Genomic DNA, 22,615 nt, shown 5'->3' on the forward strand with positions numbered 1-22,615 from the left:
TAGGCAACAATGTGCAAGTGCGGTATCCCGCTACCGCCACGGCAAGGAAACAAGTGGGTATGGCGGCGTAACTGAGAACGCTTTCCCGACAAAAATACTGGGACTTTGTCCGGCGGCCCGATTGGCGTAAACTGCGCGCAAGCCTGCGAGGAGTTTCCATGACCGCTATTACTATTACCGACGCCGCCCATGATTACCTGGCTGACCTGCTGTCCAAGCAGAACACCCCGGGAATCGGCATCCGCGTCTTCATCACCCAGCCTGGCACCCAATACGCCGAAACGTGCATTGCGTACTGCAAGCCGGGCGAAGAGAAACCTGAAGACACGGCGCTGGGGCTGAAAAGCTTCACTGCTTATATCGATTCGTTCAGCGAGGCTTTCCTCGACGACGCCGTCGTCGACTACGCCACCGATCGCATGGGCGGCCAGCTGACCATCAAGGCGCCAAACGCCAAAGTTCCGATGGTCAATGCCGACAGCCCGGTCAACGAGCGCATCAACTATTACCTGCAAACCGAAATCAACCCGGGGCTGGCCAGCCACGGTGGCCAGGTCAGCCTGATCGATGTGGTTGAAGACGGCATCGCCGTATTGCAGTTCGGCGGTGGTTGCCAGGGTTGCGGTCAAGCCGACGTGACCTTGAAAGAAGGCATCGAGCGCACCCTGCTTGAGCGCATTCCAGAGCTCAAGGGCGTTCGCGACGTGACCGACCACACGCAGAAAGAAAACGCCTACTACTAAGGTGTTCGCTGCGAATACACGAAAACGGCGCCCCGTGAGCGCCGTTTTTTTATGCCTGCCAGGTGCATTAAAACCTGTGGCGAGGGGATTTATCCCCGATGAACTGCGCAGCAGTTGCTTGACAGGGGCCGCCTTGCGTCCCATCGGGGATAAATCCCCTCGCTACAGGTTTGGTCGTTGTTTTCAGGGCCTGTAGAGGTGCGCATGCCCCGCGCGATATAACGAGGACTCGCTGAACACCTCGCTTCCCAACACCCGCCCCACCAGGATCAGCGCCGTGCGCCGAAATCCTTTGGCCTCGACCTTCTCGGCGATATCCGCCAGCGTACCCACCGCCCAATCCTGATCCGGCCACGTCGCTCGGTGGATCACTGCAATCGGGCAGTCGGCGCCGTAATGCGGCAGCAGTTCAGCCACAATCTTTTGCAGATGATTGACGCCCAGGTGAATCGCCATGGTCGCGCGGTGCTGGGCGAGGCTGGCGAGTTCCTCACCGGCAGGCATTGCGGTTTTGTCGGCGTAACGCGTCAGAATCACGCTCTGCGAGACGTCCGGCAGCGTCAGTTCGGCGCCCAGCAGCGCGGCGCATGCTGCGGTGGCGGTAACCCCCGGAATGATTTCGAAGGCAATTGCGCGCTCACGCAAATGGCGAATCTGTTCGCCAATCGCGCCATACAGGCTCGGATCCCCCGAATGCACCCGCGCTACGTCCTGCCCCTTGGCATCGGCCGCTGCAATCAGGTCGATGATCTGTTCCAGATGCAGTTCAGCGCTATTAACCACTGTTTCCGCCTGATGACCTTCGAGCACGGCTTCCGGCACCAGCGAGCCGGCGTAAATGATCACCGGGCATTGGCGGATCAACCGCTGGCCCTTTACGGTAATCAGTTCGGGGTCGCCGGGGCCGGCGCCGATGAAGTAAACGGTCATTGTCCAATCCTGTAAAAAAAGGCGCAGCAGCACTTCAAATGAAGTTTGCTCATGTTCAGTAGCGGGAATTTTCCGGATTTTATGCGGCACCGGCCAATGCCAGCGTGGCCTGAGCGTATTTTTGCCGAGAAATCAGCAACTTTGCCGGGGCCTGGATCAGCTGCTCAGCCAGTGCCAGGGCTGCGCTTTCAGCGACGCCATAGCAACCGGTGCGCTCGTAAGCGATTTGCGAGTGGTGACTGAGCCGCTGTTCATAAGCGGCCAGCTCTGCGCTGGTGAAATACAGCAACGGCAGGGCCAATTGCGCCGCAAGTTCGTGCAGACCGGGCTCATCTCGCTTGAGATCGATGCTCGCTAACGCTTTGATCGCTTTGAGCTCGATACGATGAGCCTGCAACACCTGATCGAGCAACGCGCGCAGCGTGCTGGCGGGGCAGCCGCGCTGGCAACCCAGGCCGACCACCACGCTCGGCGCTGCGCTGTCATCGATCATGCGTGGTATTGCCCTGCGCTTTTGCGGCGGAACAACCAGGCGCTGATCAGGCCCAAGGCCAGCCAGAACACCACGTTGGTCAACTGCGAAGCAATCTTGAACTGGGTTTCCAGCGCCTCTGGCGCGAGCATCGAATGCACTTGTGGCTGCGGCGCGCCGATTATGTGGGGCACCGCGAGGATCGCCACCCCGAGGATTTTCATCAACCAGTGACGGCCGAATGCGATCAGCGACAGACCGACAGCAGTCGACGCCGCTGTGCCGATCCACCACATCTGCCGTGAGGCCAGATCGGCGGCAGCGGTGCCCGGCAATTCAGGCGGCAGGCCAAAAGTTGGCGCGAGGACGAACGTGGCGTAACCGGCCAGACCCCACAGCAAACCCTGTGCGGTTCTGGTTGGCGCGCGCAACGTGTACAGACCCGCCAGCATCAAGGCGAAACCCACCGCCACCACCAGATTGCCGCCAGTGGTCGAGACCACGCGTTGCCAGCCGTTTTCCGGTTCCCAGGCGTCGCCATCATGAGTGTGCGCGGCAGTGCCGGCGGCGTGTTCATGGACTGCGGCCACCGGTTCGGCCTGTTCGTAGGTTTCTGCCTGAAGAATCAGAGGTGACACCCAGAAACTTTGCAGTAAAGTCAGCAGCAGGGCGGCCAGCAGGCCACTGAACCCTGCGGTTTGCGCGATACGCTTGATCATGTCGGTAGCTCTCAATGGCACGGAAACGCGGCGCTGTGGCGGGTATCGTGAGCAGCGTTGTGCACCGCTTCGATGTGCGAGAAGCCGGCGAAGTAGACGAGGCTGGCGCCGAGGATTGACGCAAGAACGGCGGCGGTCAGACGTTGGCTCAGTGTGGCGGTGCTGGCGATTTTGTCCGTGTTGCTGCCGGTGCTGGTGATGATCGACATGGCGCTTCCCTCTGGAATGTCAGCGGGCGGCAGAGAGCGCATGAAAAACCCCTGCGAGTCGCGCGCGCAGAGGTTCGAACAGCGCCCGCCCACCGCGGGTTCGTTATGTTCAGCAACGCATGATGCGTGCTGTGTGTTGCGGGCCGGTCTCCGGGCTCACGAGGGGTTGGCATCAGGCCGACCTGCAAGCATCACCTTCCCATGCCGGATTGGCACAGTGGTTTTGATGCTTCGCTCGCTTACCGTTGCGGGGGCAGCACCGGACTGACATGGCTTTGAGTAAAGCACATGATTCACCGGTTTCCCGTTTCACCCTGTGAAGGGCACCCGTAACAAGTTGCGTAGGAGAGCATGGGGGTGGGTTGGAGTCAATTTTTCGGGTTGGGATGGGTCGCTTGTCCTTATGCGCCCCAATCCAAACGTTGACCCCTAAGCAAGCCATGCGTAGCCTTGCGCTTTCGAGGTTCTTCGGTAATTGCCGAAGCTAAGAAGGGAACGCGGTCAATGCCGCGGCTGCCCCCGCAACTGTGAACGGTGATGTTCGCTGCCACGCCACTGCCAGCTCGATCGACGAGCCAGCGGGAAGGCGCAGCGAATGCCAGGCCCAGCGCCTGAAAGCCGTCAGCCAGGAGACCTGCCTCGTCACAGATTCTCACTACAACCGGGCGGGGTGATCCGGTGGCGAACGCTTCCGGCGCGCATGCGCGTTGCCGGTTCTCGTCCCGTATGCCCGCCGCTTGCCAAAGGGCATACCGATGAAAACACTGGCCAAACTCCCCGTCACCATCGTCACCGGCTTCCTCGGTTCGGGCAAAACCACGTTGCTGCGGCACATGCTCGACAACGCTCAGGGCCGGCGTATTGCGGTGATCGTCAATGAGTTCGGCGAGTTGGGCATCGACGGTGAAATCCTCAAGCAATGCACCATCGGCTGCACCGAAGAAGAAGCCACCGGCCGCGTTTACGAACTGGCCAATGGCTGCCTGTGCTGCACCGTTCAGGAAGAGTTTTTCCCGGTGATGCGCGAATTGGTCGCCCGTCGCGGCGATCTCGACCACATCCTCATCGAAACCTCGGGCCTGGCCCTGCCAAAACCGTTGGTGCAAGCATTCCAATGGCCGGAAATCCGTAGCGCCTGCACAGTTGATGCGGTGATCACCGTAGTCGACAGCCCGGCCGTGGCCGCCGGCACGTTCGCGGCGTTTCCGGATCAGGTCGATGCGCAACGCAAACTCGACCCGAACCTGGATCACGAATCGCCTTTGCACGAACTGTTCGCCGACCAACTGGCCAGCGCCGACCTCGTCATCCTCAACAAGGCCGACCAGACCAGCGCGCAAGACCTCGCTCGTGTGCGTCTGGAAGTTGCCGAAGAATTGCCGCCAGCAGTAAAGATCATCGAGGCGAGCAACGGTCGCGTGCCGCTGGACGTGCTGATCGGGCTTGGCGCCGGTTCCGAAGAGCACATCGACAGCCGCCACAGCCATCACGATCATCACCACGGTGAAGGCGATGACGATCACGATGACCATGATCACGACGCCTTCGACTCAATCTCCATCGAACTGCCGCAAGCCGACGAAAGCCTGTTGCTCGATGCACTGACGCAACTGGTGGTCAAGCACGGCATCCTGCGGGTGAAGGGTTTCGCTGCGATTCCAAACAAGCCGATGCGCCTGTTGATCCACGGTGTCGGCACGCGTTTCGACAAACACTTCGACCGCCAGTGGGGCGCCGACGAGGCGCGCGTTACGCGTCTGGTGTTGATCGGTCAGGAACTCGATGCCGCGCAACTCGAAGCGCAGCTGCGCGCCGCGCTCAGCGTTTAAGCCATGCACCTGCTCAGGACCCAGCCAGGCGGTTTCGTCTCGGATGACAACATTGCCGACCTCGGCCAGACCCCCGCCGAGCTGGTGATCCTGTGCAGTGGCGATTCCAGCCTGGCGTTGCTTGCCGAAGCGGCGCAGCAGTTGCCGGAGGATTATCCGAGTGTGCGTCTGGCCAATCCGATGCAGGTGCAAAACCACGCTTCGGTCGATCTGTACGTCGATGAGGTGCTGCGCCACGCCAAGCTGATTCTGATTTCCTTGCACGGCGGAGTTGCCTACTGGCGCTACGGCGTCGAACGGCTGGTCGAGTTGTCCGAGCGCGGCGTGCAAGTGATTTTGGTGCCGGGCGACGACCGCCCCGACCCGGAACTCAGCGACTTGAGCACCGTCAATGCTGAGGATCGCGACCGTCTCTGGCAATTCTTGCGTCAGGGCGGGATGGGCAACGCGCTGGATTTCTTCCATTGCCTCGCTAGCCGCTGGCTCGGGCGCGATTACGCCTGGAGTGAGCCGCAAACGCTGCCGCGAACAGCGATTTACCATCCGCGCAAACCCACCGCCGCGTTGAGTGACTGGCAAGCCGAATGGCTGCCCGAAAGCCCGGTCGCAGCGGTGCTGTTTTATCGCTCCCATCTGCAAGCGGCGAACACGGCTTTCATTGATGTGTTCTGCCAGCGCTTGCAGGCGGCGGGGCTCAATCCCTTGCCGATCGCCGTGGCCAGCCTCAAGGAACCCGGTTGTCTGTCAGTCGTCGAGGATTGGCTGGATGAAGTCGAGGCCGGGGTGATCCTCAACACCACGGGCTTCGCCCAATCCAGTCCGGAAGCGCCGCATCTGCGCCCGTTTCGCCGCAACATTCCGGTGATCCAGGCGATTTGCGCCCAGGACAACGAGCCCGGCTGGCGTGCCAGCGAGCAAGGCCTTGGGCCACGGGATCTGGCGATGCACATTGCCTTGCCGGAACTCGACGGGCGCATCATCAGCCGCCCGATCAGCTTCAAGGATCTGGCCTGGCGCAGCGAGCGCAGTCAGTCCGATGTGGTTTGCTACCGGGCGCAGCCCGAGCGCATGGATTTCGTCGCGCAACTGGCACGCCGCTGGATCGATCTGGCGCGAGTGCCGAACGGCGAAAAACGCGTTGCGCTGATTCTCGCCAACTACCCGACCCGTGACGGGCGCATCGGCAACGGCGTCGGCCTCGATACGCCAGCGGCCGCGCTGAATATTCTGCGCGCGTTGCAGGCTGAGGGTTACCCGGTCGCGGCAGAGCTGCCGGACAGCGGCACGCAGTTGATTAAGCAACTGCTCGGTGGTGTCAGCAATGATCTCGACACGATGGATCAGCGTCCCTGCCAGCAAAGCCTGGCGATGGACGAATATCTGGCGATGTTTGACGCGCTGCCCGAAGCCAATCGCGCTGCTGTCGTCGAGCGCTGGGGGTCGCCGCAAACCGATCCGATGTGCCGCAACGGGCGAATGATGATCGCCGGCTTGCGCCTCGGCCTGACCTTCGTCGGCATTCAACCGGCGCGGGGATATCAGGTTGACCCGAGCGCGGTCTATCACGACCCGGACCTGGTGCCGCCGCACGGTTATCTGGCGTTCTATTTCTGGTTGCGCAAGACCTACGGCGCGCACGCCGTGATCCACGTCGGCAAGCACGGCAACCTCGAATGGTTGCCGGGCAAAGGCGTCGGGCTCTCGGAAAACTGCTGGCCGGACGCGCTGCTCGGGCCATTGCCGAATATCTATCCGTTTATCGTCAACGATCCGGGCGAGGGCGCCCAAGCCAAACGGCGCACGCAAGCGGTGATCATCGATCACCTGATGCCGCCGCTGACCCGCGCCGAAACCTACGGCCCGCTGCGCAATCTGGAACTGCTGGCCGACGAATATTACGAAGCGCAGTTGCTGGACCCACGGCGCGCCCGAGAGCTGCAGCGCGACATCCTGCAATTGGTGCGTGAGACCCAGATCGACCGTGAGCTGCAACTCGACGCTGCGCTGGACAGCGATGCGGACGCGGCGATCTGGTTGCCGCGCCTCGACACCTATTTATGCGATCTCAAGGAATCGCAGATTCGCGATGGCCTGCATATTTTCGGTGAGTCGCCGAGCGGGCGACTGCGCGTTGATACGTTGTTGGCGTTGCTGCGCATTCCACGCGGAGACGGGAAGGGCGCGCAGTCGAGTCTGCTGCGTGCGCTGGCCAAAGCATTCGAACTCGGATTTGATCCGCTCGACTGTGCGCTGGCCGAACCATGGCCAGGCCCACGCCCCGAAGCGCTGCAATCACAAAGCGACGAGTCCTGGCGCACCGCCGGCGACACCCGCGAACGCCTCGAACTCTACGCCGCAACCCTAATCTCCCAAACACTGCAAATCCCCTGTAGGAGTGAGCCTGCTCGCGAAAGCGGAGTGTCAGCCACCATTGATTCAACAGACATATCGCCTTCGCGAGCAGGCTCACTCCTACAGGAACCGGGGTGGGCTGAAGTCAACTCGATCATCGACCATCTGCGTGAAGTCGTCGCCCCGCGCCTGGATGCCTGCGGCCCGGCCGAAATGCGCGGTCTGCTCGATGCCCTCAGCGGCCGTTTCGTGCCCGCCGGCCCGAGCGGCGCGCCCAGTCGCGGCCGCCTCGACGTGCTGCCCACCGGGCGCAATTTCTACTCCGTGGACGTGCGCAATCTGCCCACCACCACCGCGTGGCGCATCGGCTTTCAGTCGGCGACGTTGATTCTCGAGCGACACCTGCAGGACCACGGCGATCATCTGCGTCAGCTCGGCCTGTCGGTTTGGGGAACAGCCACCATGCGCACCGGCGGCGACGATATCGCTCAGGCCATGGCCCTGATGGGCGTGCGCCCGGTGTGGGCCACCGGCAGTCAGCGCGTGGATGATTTCGAGATTTTGCCGCTGAGCCTGCTGGACCGTCCGCGAGTGGATGTCACGCTGCGTGTTTCCGGATTCTTTCGCGATGCCTTCGCCAATCTGATCCGTCTGTTCGATGCCGCCGTGCAAGCGGTGGCCGCACTCGACGAACCGGACGATCTCAACCCCTTAGCCGCCAAGGTACGCGCCGAACGCGAGGCGCTGCTGCAATCTGGCCTCGATGAAGACACTGCGCGTCGTCAGGCCGGCTGGCGTATTTTCGGCGCCAAACCCGGTGCTTACGGGGCCGGTGTGCAAGGTGCGATCGACGGACGCTTGTGGCAGAGCCGCGAGGATCTTGCCGAGGTCTATCTGAATTGGGGCGCCTATGCCTATGGCGGTTCCGACGAGGGCACAGCCGCCCGCCAGCAACTGGTGCAGCGTCTGAGCCAGGTGCAAGCGGTACTGCAGAATCAGGACAATCGTGAGCACGACTTGCTCGATTCCAACGACTATTACCAATTCCAGGGCGGCATGCTGGCCGCGGTCGAGAGCCTGCGCGGCGAAGCGGCGGCGAGTTATCACGGCGATCACAGCCAGCCGGATCTGCCGAGGATTCGCACACTCAAGGAAGAACTCAACCGGGTCATTCGCTCGCGGGCAGCCAATCCGAAATGGATCGACGGGGTCAAGCGTCACGGCTATAAAGGCGCGTTCGAGATGGCGGCGACGGTCGATAATGTGTTCGCGTTCGATGCCACCACGCAGTTGATCGACGATCACCAGTACGCGTTGCTGGCCGATGCTTATCTGCTGGATCCGGCCACCCGAGAGTTTGTCCGCGAACATAACCCGCACGCCTTGCGCGACATGACCGAGCGCATGCTCGAAGCACAGCAGCGTGGTATGTGGCAGGAACCGGGGGCATATAAAGAAGCGCTGGAGAATTTGCTGTTGGATATCGAAGAAGATATGTAGCGTCCTTGGAAAAAGCATCCCCTCACCCCAGCCCTCTCCCCAAGGGGGCGAGGGTGAAAGGGAGCAGATTTGCGCGCAGTTTCAAATTGAAGGCAACTCGATGGATCGGCCGACGGAATTTGTAAAAGCACCCCGGTCAGTTCCCTCTCCCGTGGGAGAGGGCTAGGGTGAGGGCCCCCCACTGACACACCTCAACGCCAAGCCACCCAGGACCACGATAGAGAAACCCCGATGACCGACACCCCACATTTCCCGCTGTCCGCCGTGGTCGGCGCCGATGATTTGAAGCTCGCTTTGTGCCTCACCGCCATCGACCCGAAAATCGGCGGCGTGCTCATTGAAGGCCCGCGTGGCATGGCCAAGTCCACGCTCGCCCGAGGCCTGGCGGATCTGCTTGCCAGTGGTCAGTTCGTCACATTGCCATTGGGCGCCACCGAAGAACGTCTGGTCGGCACGCTGGATCTCGACGCCGCGCTGAGCGAGGGTCGCGCACAGTTTTCTCCCGGTGTGCTGGCCAAAGCCGACGGCGGCGTGCTCTATGTCGATGAAGTCAATTTGTTGCCCGATCATCTGGTGGATCTGCTGCTTGATGTCGCCGCCAGCGGCACCAACCTGATCGAGCGTGACGGCATCTCCCATCGGCACTCGGCGAAGTTCGTGCTGATCGGCACGATGAACCCGGAAGAGGGCGAATTGCGTCCGCAATTGCTCGACCGTTTCGGTTTGAACGTGGCGCTGGACGGCCACACGGCGCCAACCGAACGCGGACGGATCATCCGGCGGCGCCTGGATTTCGACAGCGATCCGCGTGCGTTCTGTGCGCAATGGGAAACCCGACAGCACGCCCTGCGTGAGCGTTGCGAAACCGCGCGCAACGCTCTGGCGGATATTCCGCTGGACGACAGTGCGCTGGCGCAGATCACCGAGCGCTGTTTCGCTGCCGGGGTGGATGGCTTGCGCGCGGATCTGGTCTGGTTGCGCGCTGCCCGTGCACACGCCGCATGGCGGGGCGCGCCGGCGATCACCGAAGAAGACATCAACGCCGTGGCCGACTTCGCCCTGCGTCACCGTCGCCGTGAACCAGCGCCGCCCAGCCCGCAATCGCCTGCGCAGTCACCTTCCGGCGGCCAGTCCGAGCCGAGCGCAGGGCAAGGGCAGTGGGGCGACATGCCGGCGCCCGCAGTGGCGACCGGCAGCCGCCGTGAAGTCCCCGCCTGGCCAAAAAAGCCTTAGGCATTCGCCCCCGATCCGACGTGGGGGCGAATGCCAGACCCCGCGCCGGACAGTTGGACCACGGCCGCCAGGGCAAGCGTCACGCTGCGTGCAGTGGCGCGGTGAACTGGCCGGGGACGCTGCTGGGCGGGCGTCCCCGGGTACGCGACGACCTGCTTTTTCAATTGCGCACACGCTCCCCCCATGAGCTGTGGTTGGTGATCGTTGACGCCTCGGCTTCTACTCGCCGGCATCATTCCTTGAGCGATGCCAAGGGTCTGCTGGCGCAAGTATTTGATGATGCCTATCGGCAACGCGCGCGGCTAGCGCTGTTGACCGCCAGCGGTGCGAGCCCGAAATGGCAAGTCCAAGGCTTGAAAGCGGCCAGTGGCTTACGCCTTTGGCTCGCTGAACTGGGCGCAGGTGGCGGCACACCACTGCTCGCGGCGTTGGTGCAGGCGCAGCAATGGATGGCTGTGCGCCACAAGCGTTATCCCGCTGAACAGCGGCGCCTGCTGGTGATCACCGATGGGCGCTTGAAAGATCTCGCCGGGATAACGGCGCCGGGGTGTCCGGGGCTGCTGATTGACATCGAGCGCGGGCCGATTCGGCTGGGCAGGGCGAAGGAACTCGCCAAGGTGTTAGCGGCGGATTATCGACATATCGACGAACTGCATCCGCACTGAAATTGTGCTGCCTGATCTTGAGTTCGCGAGCAGGCTCGCTGCCACTTTTTGAAATGCGTTCCCCCGTGCGAGCGAGCCCGCTCGGGAAGCATCTTCAATTGCTACAGATTTTGAAATGATTTGCCGCTGTAGGAAATGTTCCCAATCCCTGTACGCTCCAAGGCCATTTTTCATTCAGGTTTTGCATGAACACCCTTTTGGAGCCTCCCCCTTCTCTTCAACAGAGAACCTGCTTCTCGCGCCATGGCGCGGTCTTGATGCACTCGCGGCATCCCGTCTTCCGACATACGACTATCGTTGAACACGTGGCTTTTGAGCTTTCGTGCGCCTTGTCGTGTCCGGCAGCCTGAATTCACCAAGAGAGATCGAGACGTTTTTATGGAATGGTTAGCGGATCCTACGGCCTGGTTGGGCTTGTTGACTTTGATCGTGCTGGAACTGGTGCTGGGTATCGATAACCTGGTGTTCATTGCGATTCTCGCGGACAAACTGCCGCCGCATCAGCGCGACCGCGCCCGCATCATCGGTCTGTCGCTGGCGCTGATCATGCGCCTGGGCTTGTTGGCGAGTATTTCCTGGCTGGTGACGCTGACGCAGCCGTTGTTCGAAGTGTTCGACAAGAGCTTTTCGGGCCGTGACCTGATCATGTTGTTCGGCGGCGTGTTCCTGCTGTTCAAAGCAACGATGGAGTTGCATGAACGCTTGGAGGGCCACGTCGGTGAGCGTTCGACGAATACCGCCTATGCCTTGTTCTGGCCGATCGTTGCGCAAATCGTCGTGCTCGACGCGGTGTTCTCGCTCGACGCGGTGATTACCGCCGTGGGCATGGTCGATGAACTGGCGGTGATGATGATCGCGGTGATCATTTCCATTGGCCTGATGATTGTTGCGAGCAAACCGCTGACGCGCTTCGTCAACGCCCACCCGACGGTGATCATGCTGTGTCTGGGCTTCCTGATGATGATTGGTTTTGCCCTGACCGCTGAGGGCCTGGGTTTCCATATCCCCAAAGGCTATCTGTACGCGGCCATCGGCTTCTCGATCCTGATCGAAGTGTTCAACCAGATCGCCCGAGCCCGGCGCAAGCGCTCGATGCAGGGCGTACGCCCGATGCGCGAGCGCACGGCCCATGCGGTCATGCGCTTGCTGGGTGGTCGCAAGCTGGCGGTGGAAGAGGTGGGCGAAGACATTTCCGATTTGCTGGACGACGGTGATGCCCCGAGTGCCGAGCTGTTCGACCGTCGCGAGCGTGTGATGATCAGCGGTGTGCTGCAACTGGCCGAGCGGCCGATCCGCGCCTTGATGACCGTGCGGGCGGACGTCGACAGCATCGATCTGGCTGACGACGCGGAAGCGATTCGTACGAAGCTGATGCATTCGTCCTACTCGCGCCTGCCGTTGATTCGTGACGGTGCGGTGGATGAGCCCTTGGGTTTCGTGCACAAAAAGGAATTGCTCAAAGAATACCTGGCCGGCGTTGAACCGAACCTGGAGCATTTGGCACGCAAGACCATCAACTTGCTCGACAGCTATTCGATCCTCAATGCGCTGGAGCAAATGCGCGGCGCCTCGACGCACATTGCATTTGTGGTCAATGAATTTGGCGACTTCGTCGGTGTGTTGACGATGACCGATATTCTTGAATCGATTGCCGGTGAATTGCCCGATGCCAGTGAAGTCGAAGGCCCGGACGTGGTTGAAGAGCAGGGCGGTTTCATGGTCAGCGGCGCGCTCAACCTGATGCGCGTGCGCCAACGCACCGGTTTTGGCGCTGAGCCGACCGAGGATTACCAGACCATGGCCGGGTTGGTGATGAGTTTGCTCGACCGCTTGCCGATGAGGGGCGATCGCCTGACGCATGAAGGCTGGCGGATGACGGTGGTAGCGGTTGAGGAGCGGCGGGTGACGCGGGTATTGCTGGTGCCTGAGTCGGCGCAGGTTTGCTGATCTTTTTCGACGGGGGCCGGCCCCAGCGCCAGCAGGCTGGCTCCCACACGGTTTCATTCGCGCCATGGATTCAGTGTGGGGGCCAGCCTGCTGGCGATAGCGATCAAACGTCCCCGGAAAATCAACGGTGAAAAGTGTATCGGTCCTTCCCGGTGTGCTTTGACTCGTACAGCGCCTTGTCCGCCTTGATCAGCGCCTGCGACAGCGTGTCGTCATCCTTGATGCGCGTCACGCCGATGCTGATCGTGACCGGATGCTGTGCCGGATGCTCGCGCACCACGCGGCACAATTGCCCCGCCAGCGCTTCGACCTCTTCACGGCGCACGCCGGCCAGATAAATCGCAAACTCCTCACCGCCCAGACGGGCGTAGTCAAACTTCACCATCACCGTTTTGATGTCGGTGGCAACGCGCTTGAGGACTTCGTCGCCAATGTCGTGGCCATAGGTGTCATTCACTTTTTTGAAGTTGTCGATGTCGATCATTGCCAGAAAGTGATCATGCTCGCGCGGTACGGCGTTTACTCGTTGTTCGGCGAGAGTCAGGAAGGATCGGCGGTTGGGGATGTCCGTCAGGGTGTCGTTGTAGGCCTGATCCAGCAAAAGCCGGGACATGATGTAGTTGTGCAGCTTGACCTCGCGCAATTTGAGGAACGTGTAAATGGTCAATGCGCAGAGAAACACGCTGTAGCAAGCAGTCAATACACCGCGAAGTTCGATCAGGCTGGTGGTGGTATTGAGAAAAGGATTAAGCAGCAGCCAGATCACCCCTTGCACGGCAAAAAAAGCCCAGCGACTCAGCGGCAACACCGAGATGCTGTAAAGCATGCTGGCCGCCGCCAGTACCAGCCACGAACTGTGAACGGCCGGCGGCAGGCCATCGACGATGAGGCGAATGCCCGCGGTCAGGCCCAGCACGAACAGCACGGTGATCACGTCGAAATGCCGGGCCTTGCGGGTGTACGCCAGCATCACGGTCAGCACCGCAAACAGCGCCAGAAACACCATCGAACGCCAGGTGAATCCCTGGCCACCGAGGAAGCTGACGATCAAGTCGAATAACAGCCACATGAAGATGCTGACGATATAGATCAGCAGGCTGAATGATTGCAAACGCTCGAATTGATGCTGGAGGAATTCCCCGCGCAATTCAGCCGGAGCGGTTTTTTTCAGTACTTGCTCTTCAATGGTTTTGTACATCACTGGCCTGATGTCTGCGCTGGTTGTCGAGAATCAACTTGCCCCAAGGGCGATACCGCAGTGAAAACACCGCGCCCGGATGACACCCGTTCGATGTTGCATCCGGCGCGGCGGGTTCGGCGCGGAAGGGTTGCCCTTCGTGGCTGACCTGACGAAACGCTTCACGGACGATGCCGACCGAGCAGGGCAGTGCGCTGGCATAGCCGTTGCGCACCACCACAGGCAAGCGGCCCGTACCGGCGCCGTCTTGCCACCACACCTGAATTCCGGCTGCGCTCAGATCGCCCAGCCACTGGCCATTGATGGTAGGGGCAAGCTTGCCGGCGCTGAACGCGCTGAGGTGCAGCGGCGCATCCAGTTTGGCCGCGAAATCCTTGAGCTGGCGTTGCAGCGTTGCGCGTCGATCCGCCGCGAGAAAGTGAAAATCATCCAGTTCCAGCGGCAAGTACCAGCCATGCACGGCCAGTTTCCATTCGTTGCGTAACGTTTGCTGACGGGCAAGCGATTGGCCTAATTGCGCTTGCCAGTATTTTCCAAGGCCAGCGCTGTCGAGCTCGTCGATGCGTTGGTAGTAGGCCGGGTCCATTTTCAGTCCCAACACCAACTGCAGGCCCTGCTGCTGTGCGAGTTTCAGACTGTTGGCGAGCCAGCCGTCAGCGCCACCGAAATCGCTTTCGCCATAGGCAGTCCACTGCACAATCAGCGTTCGGGTGCCTTGCTTCGCGGTGGTTTGCCAGATGCTTTGCCATTGCGCCTGGGTGAGGCTGGCGTCGGCATTCAGCGGTTGGTAAAACACTCGCTCATCGGCGTGCGCGACAACAGCGCCAAACCACAAGCCCAGGCACAGCAGCCATCGAGTCATCAGAAACTCCATTCCACGCCGAGCAACACCCCACTGCCGCCTTCATACAAATTGCCGCCGAGTGACTGCTGATACTCGGTTCGCACGGTCAATTTGGAGCGATAGGCGTTGTAGCGATCATCGTCATACCACCATTGCCAGCGCACGCCGACACCGGTGCGCAAATCCTGGCGCCAATCGTTGCTTGGGTCCTGGCTGGCGAACTCAAGGAAACCGTACGGCATGAGTGTTTGTGCCCCGTTGAACGGCAGTTTCCACGTATGGCCTTGCTGGAAGCGCGACAGCCATTGATGATCACCCGCCTTGGTCCACCACGCGGCGTCGAGGTAGAGCGAGCGTTCGTCCCACTCGCTTTCGTCAACGTGCCAATCGTTGCGGTATCGACCCTGATCGAGGAAAGACGCAGTGGCGCGCAGCAGGTAATCGGTGGTGGTGTGGCCGTCCTGACGATGGTCGTCGAGTTGATCGGAGAGCTTGTCCGGATTGATCAACTGGCCAAGGCTCAAGCCGTGATTGTCCTGGTCATCGAACTGGCTCTGCTTGTAAATCTCGCCGTAGAAGTTGATGTTTTGCGTGCCCCACGGTTTGTAACGCAAGCCCACGCCCGCCGCGACAGACTCGGCATAACTGGAGCGGCTTTGCCCGCCTAGCAGCACGCGGCCATAGACCGACAGCGAACTGCCGGCGCGGCTGGGTTCAGCACCGAGGGCGTGATCCCACATCGCCACCTGGACGTTTTGCGAATTGGGGCTGCGGTTGGAAGCGGTGCTTTCGTCATCGCGCAGAAAATCGTTGGTCGAAACACCGGCAGGTGACCAGGTACTGGCGATTGTGAAGCTGTCGCGGCGAGAAAGTGCCTCATGGGCGCGGCGTTGACGATAACGCCGGGCTTCCATGCTGCCGTCCTCATCGTCGGCGGCCACCGGGTTCTGTTCCAGATCGATGACCCGACGCAATTCCTCGCGCGCGGAGGCGCTGTCTGCGATTTCGTCGTAGCGCCAGGCCAGGGTTTCGCCGAGTTGATAATCCTCAGGGAAGTCGCGGGTGGCCTGTTGCAGATAGGGCACGGCTTTCGCGCGTTCTTCACGGGTAGGCGCGCCTGCCAAGCGCATGCCGTAATCGGCACGGTAGCGCGGATTGGCCGGGTCACGGCGCACGGCTTCGGCGAGCCAGGCGTTACTTTGCGCCAGATCCCCGGCCTTCTGCGCGGTGACTGAAGCGGCGTAGAAATGCCCGGCGTCCGGGCCAGTCTGCAGGGCTTGGCGCTGTCGTTGCAGAGCTTGGAGATGATCGCCGCGAGCGTCAGCGATGGCGGCGCCCAATGCCCATTCGTTGGCACCGCGCGTTTTGCTTTGCTGCCAGAAGCGTTCAGCCGCTTGTTTGTCGCCTGCGTTCAAGGCACTTCGGCTGGCTGTCAGGCGTGCGTTTTCAGTGAATTGTGCGGGCGCGAGAGTGCGCCAGATCGCCAATGCACCGGCAGAGTCACCGGCGGCCTGCAGCGCGTAGGCCAAGGCGATGCGATTGCTGCGGTCACCGAGTTTTTCCGCCTGCTGGTAATAGACCACGGCTTCGCCCGGACGATCACGCATCGCGCAACGGCCGAGGGCGCGATAGTCGCCAGCGCTTTGCGGCTGAGTGCCGATGGCCTGTTGCACGGTATCGCACTGGCCCGTCTCGGCCAGTTGCGCGAGCAGCTGACCGCGGGTCGTGCTGTCGATATGAGCGATCAACGAGGCCATGCGCCGCTGCTGCGCAGGCGTGATGTTCGTCGACGACGCGTAAATACCTGCCAGGCGTTGCAACGCGGCGCCAGGCAGACGTCCGCCATGACGGTCATAAGCGTTTTCCAGCAATTGCTGCGCATGAGCACGATCACCGCTTTGCATAGCGAGGAAACTGGCCTGATTCAGCGACGCGAGATTACCGGTCTGGCGATAATGATATTCCCATAAGGTTTGCTCTTCGGTGCGCCGACCCATGCGCTGCGCCAACTCGGCGCGGCGCTTGACCACCGCCGGGGTTTGCGGCTGGCCAGCGAGCCAGACCATGACTTTGCTGCTCTCGCCCTGTTCCTGCCAGACATCGACCAGTTGCGCCTGACGGCGGCTATCCCACGGCTCGGGCAAGCGGGTGTTTTGCAGCAGATCGGTGGCTTGCAGGCGTTGCGCGAGCACCAGCCAGGCTTGCGGATCGTCCGCGGGTTGGCACTGGCGCAGTTGCTGCAAAGCGGCTTCCGGATCGCGGCGCGAAAGCCAATCGCTGGTTTCCAGGCAAGGGCGCTGCAAATCATTGCTCAGGCGTTGCACTGTGGGAACGTCGCTGGTTTGCCGCGCCAGTTCCCAGAGACGCTGGCGTTGTGCCGGGTCGGCGAGATCGGCGGCAGGTAATGATTGCAGCCAGCGTTGCGCTTGTTGACCATGACCCATGGCGATCGCCCGATCGACCATCGCCAGACGGACTTTTCGCGCGGCTTGCGGTGTTGGTGCTTGCTGCAACAATTGTTGCAAAGGCTTTTCGTCGAGGCGTTGCACATAGGCATTGGCCAATCGCTGCCAACTCTCGGCATCCAGTTGTTGACGCGCGGCGAGCGGTGCCAGTTCGTCGATCGTGCCGCTCCAGTCACGCAGCTGTTCCGACCAATTGGCGCGGGCCAGACGCAGGATTTTTTCATCGCCTTTGGGCGAGAGGTGCGCCAGCCAGTCATGCGCCCTGGCCGCACCGCCAAACTTGGCCAGACTCAAGCTGTAAGCCTGCCAGAGCTTTATTCGCGCGTTGAGATCGCTGGTCGCCATCCACTGCTCCACCTGCGTGCTGCTCGGCGGATCCTGTTCGATCCAGGTCAGGCGCAAGTCGAGCAGCGCGGCATTGTCCTCGTCTGGCAGCGCCTGTACCGCATCCTTGTAGCGGCGCTGTTTCGCCAACGCTTCCACCAGCAAGGCGCGGGCTTCATCGTTTTTCGGCACTTTCTCCAGCAAATGCTTCATCAAGCGTTCGACTTCTTTCCAGTTACCTTTTTTTGCCTCGCGGTAGCTGCGATCCATGTAGGGGTAGCTGCGGAACTGCTCGAAGTCGCTCAGCGGCGCGGCTTTTATTGGAACCGCTGCGCTCAGGCCGAACAATAGGCTGCCCATCAACAGGCTGCGGCGTTGAAAGCGCTTCATGCGACCTCCCGGACGATGCGGTAGGCGGCCTGCTGTTCGCTGGCCTGGTCGGCCAGTGCTTGGTCAAGCACCTCTTGGGTGATCATGCCGCGGGAGATCAAGTGTTCGCCGAGCGACATTTTTTCGTCATCGAAATCAATCATGGCCTGATTGAACAGAGTAGGCGGCACCATGCCGCGGACCTGGAGCAAATTGCCGAGCAGCACCTGATGGCGACTGACGCGCTCCAGCAAAGCCTCGTCGTCCTGATGCCGCTCCAGCACCTCCAGCATATGACGCATATCTGCGTTCTGGCGGGGGCTGGCGTACCAGTAACGAATCCCCAGCGTCACCCGGCCCTGCGGCGCGAGACGACTGCGCACCGGGCGTTTCAACTGGCGGCTGATGGCGCCGAGGGAAACCTGGCTGACCGGCCCCTCGGAAGCCAGCACCAAGGTGTCGCCTTCTTCGGCGACCGGCAGCACGCCGTAATGCGAAGCGACGCGGCGGGGAACGGCGTCGATCAGGCGTCGGTCGATTTTGAACGGGTTGAGCGGTGCCCACTCCAGTTCCAGTTGTTCGGCCAGTTCCTGGACCAGTTGCGTGCTGTTGATGTACTCGCGCAGCAGCAGCTCCCGGCCCAAACGTCGGCGTACCGGGCTGGTGACGGCCGCTTCGAGTTGTTCTTCGGTAAGCAAGCCTTTCTCCACCAGCCTATGGCCCAGCGGTACCCGTTGCGCCTTCGTCAGCGCCGGGAATTCATGGGTGGTCTTGTCCCACGCGACCCGGCGCGAGTCGCCCATGGCCATTACCTGGCGCAGCGCGCGCAGGTTGGCGAAGAAATTGACGAAGTTGCTCCACATCATCCGTGGCGCCGACAGCAATCCTTCGGCCAGCCCGTAATAGCGGGTGACGAACCAGCCGCGCTGAAACAACCGATTGAGCAACATGAGACCATTGAGCCAGAGCAGCACCGGGAGAATGGCGCTGTCGGAAAGAATCGACGGATAGCGCCACGACTCCGGTGCAATCACCGTAATCAGCCACATGGTGATCAGGACGGCGAACAGCAGATTGACCAGAAAACTCAGCATATAAGCGATCAAGCCACGACGGTCGCGCCACAGAAAGTAATTCAGCAGGCCTTTGCGGCTCCAGCCGAGATTCTTCGTGCCCTGAAACACGATGCCGACGATCCAGCGCGACTTCTGTCTGATCGCATGCTGCAAGTCTCGGGGGAAATGCTCGCGCACACAGATGACCTGGGAGAATTCTCGGTTCATGCCGAACGCCCACGGCTGTTCCAGCGCCAGTTTCGGATCGCTGATGGAATAGCGGGCGAAGATGCATTTCATGCCTTTTTGCTTGAGGCGGAAACCGATGTCGTAGTCCTCGGTGAGACTCTGCACGTCGAAGGCAATACCGTCGCCGTCTTCGAGCAGGGCGCTGATGGCCTTGCGGCTGAAGCAAGTGCCGACGCCAGCGCTGGGCACCTGACCGGTCAAGGCTTCGCGGACGATAACGTCCTTGCCATGGTTTTCGGCAAATTCGTCAACGTAGTGCCCGGCGGTGAAGCCATGCCATTCTGGTGCGTACGGGTAAACCGGAATTTGAATCAGGTCTTTGTTCGGCAGCAAATAGTTGAACAGGCGCAATTCCATCGGCGAAATCACGTCCTCGGCATCGTGCAGAATGAACCCGGCAAACTGGATTTTCGCCTCGCTTTCAAAACGCAGGATCGCGTCGATGATGTTGTTCAGGCAGTCGGCCTTGCTGGTCGGGCCGGGGCGGGCGCACACCACTTTGTGCACGTTGGGATAGTGCTGGCAGACCGCGTCGACGTCCGCTTGCGTGTCAGCATCGTTGGGGTAGGTGCCGACGAAAATCTGATAATTCTCATAGTCGATGGTCGAGGCGGCCAGCCGCGCCATTTCACCGACCACGCCGACTTCATTCCACGCGGGCACCATGATCGCCAGCGGTTTTTCAGCGATGGTGTATAGCCGTTGCTCATCGGCCCGTTCGAACTTTTCATAGATCCGCCAGCGCCGGATCAGCTTGCGGCTCCAGTACACAAGGTCGATGAACAGATCATCGAGACCGAGCAGAAACATCAACAGGGCGAGGGCAATCGCCACATATTTAAGGCCGAACAGCACATACGCAAAAAAATCGACCCAGCCCAGACTCATGCGCCGACACCTGAGCGTGCGCTCAGCCAGGCGTGGAGACGGGTGGCGATCAGTTCGCTGGCGTGGCCGTCGCCATAGGGGAAATGCACACGACTCATGCGCTTGTAGGTTTGCTCGTCATCGAGCAACTGACTGGCCTCCTGGACGATCCGCGCCTTGTCGGTCCCGACCAACAGCATTGTGCCGCTTTCCAGCACCGACGGCCGCTCGGTCACGTCTCGCAGCACCAACAAGGGTTTACCGATGGCCGGCGCTTCTTCCTGAACGCCGCCGGAGTCGGTGAGGATGAAATGCGCCCGGCCCATCAGCCAGACGAAGTTAGGGTAATCCTGCGGGGCGACGAGATAGATGTTCGGCGTATTGGCGAGCATGCCGTAAACCACTTTCTGCACCAGCGGATTGAGGTGCACCGGGTAAACGAATTGCACGTCCGGGTAGCGCGCGGCCAGCTCCGCCAGGGCCTGACAGATGTTCTGAAAACCATCGCCAAGATTTTCCCGTCGATGGCTGGTGATCAATACCATTCGGCGCTGCTCATCGAGCACTGCCAGCGGTGAGTCTGCCGCCGGATGCCAATCGGTTTGTTGTTGATGGGTGCGCATCCACAGCAAGGCGTCGATCACGGTGTTGCCGGTAATCTCGATGTTGTCTTCCGGAACGCCTTCGCGCAGCAGATTGGCAGCGGATTTCGACGTCGGTGGGAAGTGCAGGTCGGCGATGACCCCCGTCAGGCGTCGGTTGGCCTCTTCCGGCCAGGGCGCGCGCAGATTACCGGTGCGCAATCCGGCTTCAACGTGGCCTATGGGCAGTTGACGATTGAACGCGGCGAGCGCGGCAATGAAGCTGGTGGTGGTGTCGCCGTGCACCAGAACGATATCGGGCTTGACTCGCTCATAGGCCTGATCGAGCTGAGTCAGCAGATGTTGCGAAAGGCCGTTGAGAGTCTGCCCCTGAGTCATCACTTGCAGGTCTTCGTCGACCGTCAGTTCAAAGGCGTCGAGCACTTGCGTCAGCATCTCGCGGTGCTGGCCGGTTGAGCAGATATTCAGCGTGATACCTGGCCACTGACGCAGAACCCGGGCCAGCGGGGCCATTTTGATGGCCTCCGGACGAGTACCGAAGACCATCATGACTTTGAAAGACATTGACCCCTCCTGGGATGGCAACGCCTGGGCAACGAAGCCGCAAGCGTTTGTTCTCTCTCTGAGAAATCAAGCAAAGCAGCCGGAATGGACCTTGTCCAATCCGGCTCGACGCAAGTGTGATACCGATCATGTGCAACGATGGATGAGTGGCTGATGGCTCTTGAATGGCACTGTCAGGTAAAAATGCCTATCGGCGTGTTCGGGAAACGGTGCGCAGGGCGCGCAGTGTCTGCTTCAGCCAAGTGAGGTCATGTTTGCGTTTGAGTGCAGGGGAAGGTGCTTTGGTTCTGCCGATGTGCCGAGCGAAATCTTCTTGCAGGCTTTCTTCGCTGCCAATGCCTTTGAGCTTTTTCACCAGCCTTCCGTGCTTGTAGAAAAGTACCGTTGGTGTGCCGGTCACCTGCGGATGGCGCGGCGCTTCACTGGTGTTGAGCATGTAGATATTGGCGCGGTGCCGGTAGGGCTCGGCCGTCTGCCGGAAAATCGGCCCGGCCCACTCGCAGGCCGGACAATGTTCGTCGGCGAAATACAGGATCACCGGGCGCCAGGTTTTCAGGGCCTTGCGGTAAACCGGAGCCAGATCATTACTCGACGGGATGGCGTTCATTGAAATCTCCTTTTCAACGACCTCGGGATTTATGACGTTAAAGGAGCAGGGCAAATGGAGCTACTGTCAGAAATTACAGGTGGGTATAGAAATCCGAATATTTTTCCCACGAAGTTCCGGGAGCCAACCGACAGGTAACGCAGAAACGTCGGAAGAAAGCCCGTGATATCTTCGTCTCCATTGAAGTCATGACCTGTTAGAGGTGCTATTTTGGGTGTCGTCTAAAACGCCTTCAGGAGCACTGGCATGGCACATATTGTTCTTTCTCATGTAGTTGCGAGTATCTCCGAATTGAAAAAAAACCCGATGGGAACCGTTGCTGCCGGAGGAGGGCAGTCCGTCGCTATCCTCAACCGGAATGAACCTGCGTTTTATTGCGTACCGGCTAAGGAGTACGAAGCGATGATGACGCGCCTGGATGACCTGGAACTCATAGTTCTTTGCAAAGCGCGGGAAGGTGATCCGACCATCAAGGTTTCAATGGATGACTTATGAGCTGGAGTTTTCCGAAAAGGCTTGGAAGGAATGGGGCAAGCTGGCGGTTGGGCTTCGTGAACAGTTCAAGAAAAAACTCGTGGAGCGGCTACTCAACCCCCATGTACCTGCTGATCGCCTGAAAGGCCTCTCCAACGCTTATAAAATAAAGCTGCGGAGTGCAGGGTACCGAATGGTTCATCGCGTTAAAGATGAAATCCTGGTCGTCCCTGATAGCTATCGGTAAACGAGAACGGGGCGAGGTTTATAAAGAAGCTGCCATACGCTGAGTGATCTTCCACCGTCGTATTTACCAGCGATGCTATGCACTGCATCGGAGCAATCGCCCCGATATGGGTACTCGCTACCCGAAGTATGTAGCCGACAGTAGCGCAGTC

17 protein-coding genes, 1 pseudogene and 2 riboswitches are annotated in these 22,615 nt (G+C 60.6%); of the genes and pseudogenes, 8 read left to right on the forward strand and 10 right to left on the reverse strand.

Annotated elements, in window-relative coordinates:
- Window positions 1–158 precede the first annotated feature (158 nt).
- Complete coding sequence (nfuA, locus tag EL257_RS11830; RefSeq protein WP_003225494.1) at window positions 159–743, forward strand: Fe-S biogenesis protein NfuA; 585 nt, start codon at window positions 159–161, stop codon at window positions 741–743.
- A 183-nt stretch (window positions 744–926) separates the two neighbouring features.
- Here the strand turns inward: nfuA and cobM are convergent, their stop codons facing one another.
- The 4 genes from cobM to EL257_RS11850 all read right to left on the reverse strand — a co-directional run bounded on the left by cobM (window position 927) and on the right by EL257_RS11850 (window position 3,073).
- A complete protein-coding gene (cobM, locus tag EL257_RS11835; protein WP_126362744.1) occupies window positions 927–1,673 on the reverse strand; it encodes a precorrin-4 C(11)-methyltransferase in 747 nt (248 codons plus the stop codon).
- A 79-nt stretch (window positions 1,674–1,752) separates the two neighbouring features.
- On the reverse strand, window positions 1,753–2,166 hold the full coding sequence (locus EL257_RS11840; protein WP_126362746.1) for a cobalamin biosynthesis protein: 414 nt from the start codon (window positions 2,164–2,166) through the stop codon (window positions 1,753–1,755).
- Window positions 2,163–2,864, reverse strand: a complete 702-nt coding sequence (locus tag EL257_RS11845; protein ID WP_126362748.1) for a CbtA family protein — start codon at window positions 2,862–2,864, stop codon at window positions 2,163–2,165. Before EL257_RS11845 ends, EL257_RS11840 begins: the two co-directional genes overlap by 4 nt.
- 11 nt (window positions 2,865–2,875) lie before the next feature.
- Complete coding sequence (locus tag EL257_RS11850) at window positions 2,876–3,073, reverse strand: CbtB domain-containing protein (protein WP_126368066.1); 198 nt, start codon at window positions 3,071–3,073, stop codon at window positions 2,876–2,878.
- 123 nt (window positions 3,074–3,196) lie between these two features.
- Window positions 3,197–3,419: riboswitch (cobalamin riboswitch) on the reverse strand.
- A 98-nt stretch (window positions 3,420–3,517) separates the two neighbouring features.
- A riboswitch (cobalamin riboswitch) is annotated at window positions 3,518–3,730 on the forward strand.
- A 98-nt stretch (window positions 3,731–3,828) separates the two neighbouring features.
- On the opposite strand from EL257_RS11850, the gene cobW reads away from it, so the two are divergent.
- From cobW to EL257_RS11875, 5 genes are all read left to right on the forward strand, one after another.
- The gene (gene cobW, locus EL257_RS11855; protein WP_126362750.1) at window positions 3,829–4,902 is read left to right on the forward strand and encodes a cobalamin biosynthesis protein CobW; all 1,074 of its coding nucleotides are present in this window, start codon (window positions 3,829–3,831) and stop codon (window positions 4,900–4,902) included.
- Between the two features lie 3 nt (window positions 4,903–4,905).
- A complete protein-coding gene (gene cobN, locus EL257_RS11860) occupies window positions 4,906–8,754 on the forward strand; it encodes a cobaltochelatase subunit CobN (protein ID WP_126362752.1) in 3,849 nt (1,282 codons plus the stop codon).
- Between the two features lie 231 nt (window positions 8,755–8,985).
- Window positions 8,986–9,987, forward strand: a complete 1,002-nt coding sequence (locus EL257_RS11865; RefSeq protein WP_126362754.1) for an ATP-binding protein — start codon at window positions 8,986–8,988, stop codon at window positions 9,985–9,987.
- A gap of 53 nt (window positions 9,988–10,040) precedes the next feature.
- Window positions 10,041–10,652, forward strand: a complete 612-nt coding sequence (locus tag EL257_RS11870; protein WP_126362757.1) for a vWA domain-containing protein — start codon at window positions 10,041–10,043, stop codon at window positions 10,650–10,652.
- A 378-nt stretch (window positions 10,653–11,030) separates the two neighbouring features.
- On the forward strand, window positions 11,031–12,599 hold the full coding sequence (locus EL257_RS11875; RefSeq protein ID WP_126362758.1) for a TerC family protein: 1,569 nt from the start codon (window positions 11,031–11,033) through the stop codon (window positions 12,597–12,599).
- A 121-nt stretch (window positions 12,600–12,720) separates the two neighbouring features.
- Here EL257_RS11875 and EL257_RS11880 read toward each other — a convergent pair whose 3' ends face one another.
- From EL257_RS11880 to EL257_RS11905, 6 genes are all read right to left on the reverse strand, one after another.
- Entirely contained in the window at window positions 12,721–13,797 is a 1,077-nt protein-coding gene (locus EL257_RS11880) for a sensor domain-containing diguanylate cyclase (protein WP_126362760.1), read from the reverse strand.
- Entirely contained in the window at window positions 13,781–14,659 is an 879-nt protein-coding gene (locus EL257_RS11885; protein ID WP_126362762.1) for a DUF4434 family protein, read from the reverse strand. Before EL257_RS11885 ends, EL257_RS11880 begins: the two co-directional genes overlap by 17 nt.
- On the reverse strand, window positions 14,659–17,820 hold the full coding sequence (locus tag EL257_RS11890; protein ID WP_126362764.1) for an NfrA family protein: 3,162 nt from the start codon (window positions 17,818–17,820) through the stop codon (window positions 14,659–14,661). The genes EL257_RS11885 and EL257_RS11890 overlap by 1 nt, the downstream gene beginning before the upstream one ends.
- Window positions 17,817–19,991 carry a cyclic di-3',5'-guanylate-activated glycosyltransferase NrfB gene (nrfB, locus tag EL257_RS11895; RefSeq protein ID WP_126362766.1) on the reverse strand — a complete coding sequence of 725 codons (2,175 nt, stop codon included), beginning with the start codon at window positions 19,989–19,991 and terminating at the stop codon, window positions 17,817–17,819. The genes EL257_RS11890 and nrfB overlap by 4 nt, the downstream gene beginning before the upstream one ends.
- On the reverse strand, window positions 19,988–21,136 hold the full coding sequence (gene wecB / locus EL257_RS11900) for a non-hydrolyzing UDP-N-acetylglucosamine 2-epimerase (protein WP_126362768.1): 1,149 nt from the start codon (window positions 21,134–21,136) through the stop codon (window positions 19,988–19,990). Before wecB ends, nrfB begins: the two co-directional genes overlap by 4 nt.
- A 187-nt stretch (window positions 21,137–21,323) precedes the next feature.
- A complete protein-coding gene (locus EL257_RS11905; RefSeq protein ID WP_126362770.1) occupies window positions 21,324–21,743 on the reverse strand; it encodes a thioredoxin family protein in 420 nt (139 codons plus the stop codon).
- Window positions 21,744–21,989: 246 nt separating this feature from the next.
- Here EL257_RS11905 and EL257_RS11910 point away from each other — a divergent pair, with 246 nt between their 5' ends.
- The gene (locus EL257_RS11910) at window positions 21,990–22,238 is read left to right on the forward strand and encodes a type II toxin-antitoxin system Phd/YefM family antitoxin (protein WP_126362772.1); all 249 of its coding nucleotides are present in this window, start codon (window positions 21,990–21,992) and stop codon (window positions 22,236–22,238) included.
- A pseudogene (locus EL257_RS11915) lies at window positions 22,228–22,507 on the forward strand (type II toxin-antitoxin system RelE family toxin). The gene EL257_RS11910 and the pseudogene EL257_RS11915 overlap by 11 nt, the downstream one beginning before the upstream one ends.
- Window positions 22,508–22,615 lie beyond the last annotated feature (108 nt).

This window comes from Pseudomonas fluorescens (assembly GCF_900636825.1).
GTDB lineage: Bacteria > Pseudomonadota > Gammaproteobacteria > Pseudomonadales > Pseudomonadaceae > Aquipseudomonas > Aquipseudomonas fluorescens_BG.